Source organism: Deltaproteobacteria bacterium (genome assembly GCA_016874775.1).
In the GTDB taxonomy this organism is placed as follows: domain Bacteria; phylum Desulfobacterota; class Binatia; order Bin18; family Bin18; genus VGTJ01.
In genome coordinates this window covers 1-3151 of sequence record VGTJ01000325.1, presented here as the reverse complement: position 1 = coordinate 3151, position 3151 = coordinate 1, and the positions used below count along the sequence as shown (strand labels likewise).

Annotated in this window: 2 protein-coding genes; both read left to right on the top strand. The window is 54.9% G+C overall.

Translation table 11 applies throughout. From position 1 onward, the window contains the following. Positions 1 to 138 precede the first annotated feature (138 nt). Positions 139 to 474, top strand: a complete 336-nt coding sequence (locus FJ147_28075) for a DUF5132 domain-containing protein (protein ID MBM4259741.1) — start codon at positions 139 to 141, stop codon at positions 472 to 474. A 165-nt stretch (positions 475 to 639) separates the two neighbouring features. After that, the gene (locus tag FJ147_28070; GenBank protein ID MBM4259740.1) at positions 640 to 2874 is read left to right on the top strand and encodes a cation-translocating P-type ATPase; all 2235 of its coding nucleotides are present in this window, start codon (positions 640 to 642) and stop codon (positions 2872 to 2874) included. Positions 2875 to 3151: the final 277 nt, after the last annotated feature.

Genomic DNA, 3151 nt, shown 5'->3' with positions numbered 1-3151 from the left:
GCTTGGCGCTCCCGCTTGCTTATGCGAAGATGTTCCCCGTCCATCGCTTCACCTCCGTAGGCACTGACAAACTTTATCCATTTGCCATCCTAGGAGGTGAAGCACTTTCCGTCCAATGGGTTTTTATGTAGTATCTGAATGTTCTTGCATGCCCCTGACGACCGTTTTACAGTACTCACATTAACGAACAGGAGGAGTCCTATGCCGATCCCCAATCTATTGACCTCGAAGACGGCAATGTTTGCGCTCGGGGCCGCATCAGTTCCACTCTTGAATGCGTTGGTGCCAGCCATTGGTACGGCACTACGGCCAGTCCTCAAAGAAGTCATCAAAGGTGGTATCGTTGCCGGGCGGGCCATCCAAACTGTCGCGCAAGAAGCCTGGCAAGATGTTGAAGATTTGACCGCAGAGGCACAAGCTGAATTGAACACTAAGGAGCAGAACAGCAACGGAGCCGCGACGAAATCGTCGTAACGGTCAGTTCATTCCTCCAGTAATTGCAGAGGGGACGGAATCTGCTTAACGAGTTCAATTGCTACCTCGTTCGCCCTGAGTCTGCCGAAGCGTGAACGCAGCGTTTTCAGACGCACAACTTGTTCCCTACGCAGAGTGTAACTTTCTTTGCCTGGTCTCATCTCTATGCACAGCACAACAATATTGCGCATCCGCTCCAACATACCGGGGCGGATGCGGTTGGATATCCCTGCGCTGCGACAGCGTCCACGCTTCGCAGCGGCGCTTGAACTCGCGCTTGAACAACAACCTGGTATTATCCATGTCGAAGCGACACCACGTACTGGGCGGCTGCTGATACAGTATGATCGCAAAGTTTCCCCGGATAGCGTAATCCGTTGTATCCACGAAGCCCTTGATGTCGCGCCACTCACCAGCGAAGCTTTTCGTGCCTATCAGCATCGAAGCCATGCTCACCACCATGCTTCGCACGGCCATAGCCATGAGCACGGCCACGATCACGACCAAGACGAGTTACAGGAGCATATTCGTAATCTTGCGATTGGGGGCTCTGTCCTCTTAGGATTTCTGGTGAAACGTGTGCTCACCGGACCAGGGGTACTGGCTGGCAGTCCACTGTTACTTGGAATCAGCAGCTTAGCGACGATCATCTCGGGGTATCCATTCTTACGTGGAGCGGTACACTCGCTCTCAACCCGCGGCAATTTAACGACCGATACGTTAGTCAGCTCAGCGACGATTGCGAGCTTGCTGATGCGCGAGAGCCTGACTGGACTGACAGTGATTTGGCTGCTGAACCTCGGTGAATATCTTCAAGCACTCACTTTACATCGTACGCGACGTGAAATTCGTGCGTTGCTGTCAATGGAAGATGAAGAAGTGTGGCACGTTATCGGTGAGACTGAAGTCCGACAACCTGTCACCAGCCTGCGACCAGGAAGCCTGGTCGCGGTGTATACTGGACAGCGTATTCCGGCTGATGGTCGCATTGAGAAAGGAACAGCAACGATCAACCAAGCGTCGATTACCGGCGAGAGCATGCCCGTGATCAAGAACGTGGGTGACCCTGTCTATGCTGGCACGGTGCTACTGGCTGGAGACATACGAATCCGTGCTGAACAGGTCGGTGCAGATACCGCTGTCGGACGTCTGATCAAGCGCGTGGAGGAAGCACAAGAGCTTCGTGCTCCCATCCAAACTATCGGTGAGCGCTTTTCCAATCGCTTCGTCCCGTTCTCGTTTGTCCTGGCTGGAACCGTCCTGGCCATTACTGGTGATGTGAACCGCGCCTTAACGATGCTGCTGATTGCGTGTCCGTGTGCCGCGGGAATGGCAACACCCACTGCGGTGAGTGCCGCTATCGGCAATGGAGCCAAACGCGGGATCTTAATTAAAGGGGGAACCCATCTCGAAGCCGCGGCAGCATTGGACACCATCGTCTTTGATAAAACCGGCACTTTGACGGTGGGACTTCCGACGGTCGAACGCGTTGTCGCCTTTTCTCAGCAGTACACAGCTGATGAAGTCCTGTCGCTAGCCGCTAACGGGGAGTTACATTCGCAACATCCGCTCGCGCTGGCGGTTCTCAATCATGCACGAGATCGTGAACTGTTTATTCCACAACACGACGAATGTGAGATTATCGTTGGTCGAGGCATTCGGGCAGACGGTGAAGGCGGTAGAATTCTCGTCGGGAGTCGCCGACTACTCGATGATTTCACGGTACCGGTTTCGGGCGATGCGGCGGCGCTCTACACCCGATATGAGGGTGAAGGAGAAACGATGATGTACGTGGCACATCAGGGAAGCCTGGTAGGATTGATTGGTGTACGTGATCGTATTCGTCCCGAGGCGGCCACAGCCTTGCAGAAACTGCGTGCAGCAGGCGTCACGCAAGCCTTGATGTTGACCGGTGACGGCGAAGAAGCTGCTGGAACTGTGGCACAGGCTGTTGGTCTTGCCGAGTGGCATGCTCGCCTGTTACCCGAGGAAAAGTATGAACTCATTCGCCGCTTACGTGACCAAGGCAAACAGGTAGCGATGGTTGGCGATGGCATCAATGATGCGCCCGCCCTCGCACTCGCCGATGTGGGGATTGCCATGGGGACGGTAGGTTCAGACGTTGCGATTGAAGCCGCAGATATCGCACTCGCATCCAACAGCATTCAGAGTGTTGCGACGCTGGTTCATTTAAGCCAACAAACGATCAGCGTCATTCGACAAAATTACGGCGTCGCTCTCGGAGTCAATGCTGGGGGTATCGCCATTGGTGCCCTTGGGTTTCTCAACCCCTTTGTTGCCGCGGTGCTGCACAACCTAAGTACGTTGCTTGTTGTGTTCAACTCCGCCCGCTTGATTGCCTACGACCCAGATACACGCTCCCACCCGCGAACTGCCTGAGGAACTATCAGGAGGTGCTGGCGCGTGTTCGTCCTGCGCCAAGCTCAGCACGAACGGGATATTCTGCCGCGATTGCACGACCGACTCCGTGCATCCTGAGCTTGGCGGCGGGTAACCGGCATCTTTGCTGCACCTCTTGAAGCGGAGTACTACTGAACTTTCAAAAATTAATGTTCGTATTCCCGAGGACTGGGCGATAATGAGGACATGCGACCATTCGGAACAGGCAAACAACTTGCGCGGCGGCGCCAGCGGGCCCTTGAGCTGTTGGAGCGCG

What these genes read in the sequence shown, in the direction of transcription:
- FJ147_28075 (MBM4259741.1), top strand. Translation starts at nt 139, where the DNA reads ATGTTCTTGCATGCCCCTGACGACCGTTTTACAGTACTCACATTAACG.
- FJ147_28070 (MBM4259740.1), top strand. Translation starts at nt 640, where the DNA reads ATGCACAGCACAACAATATTGCGCATCCGCTCCAACATACCGGGGCGG.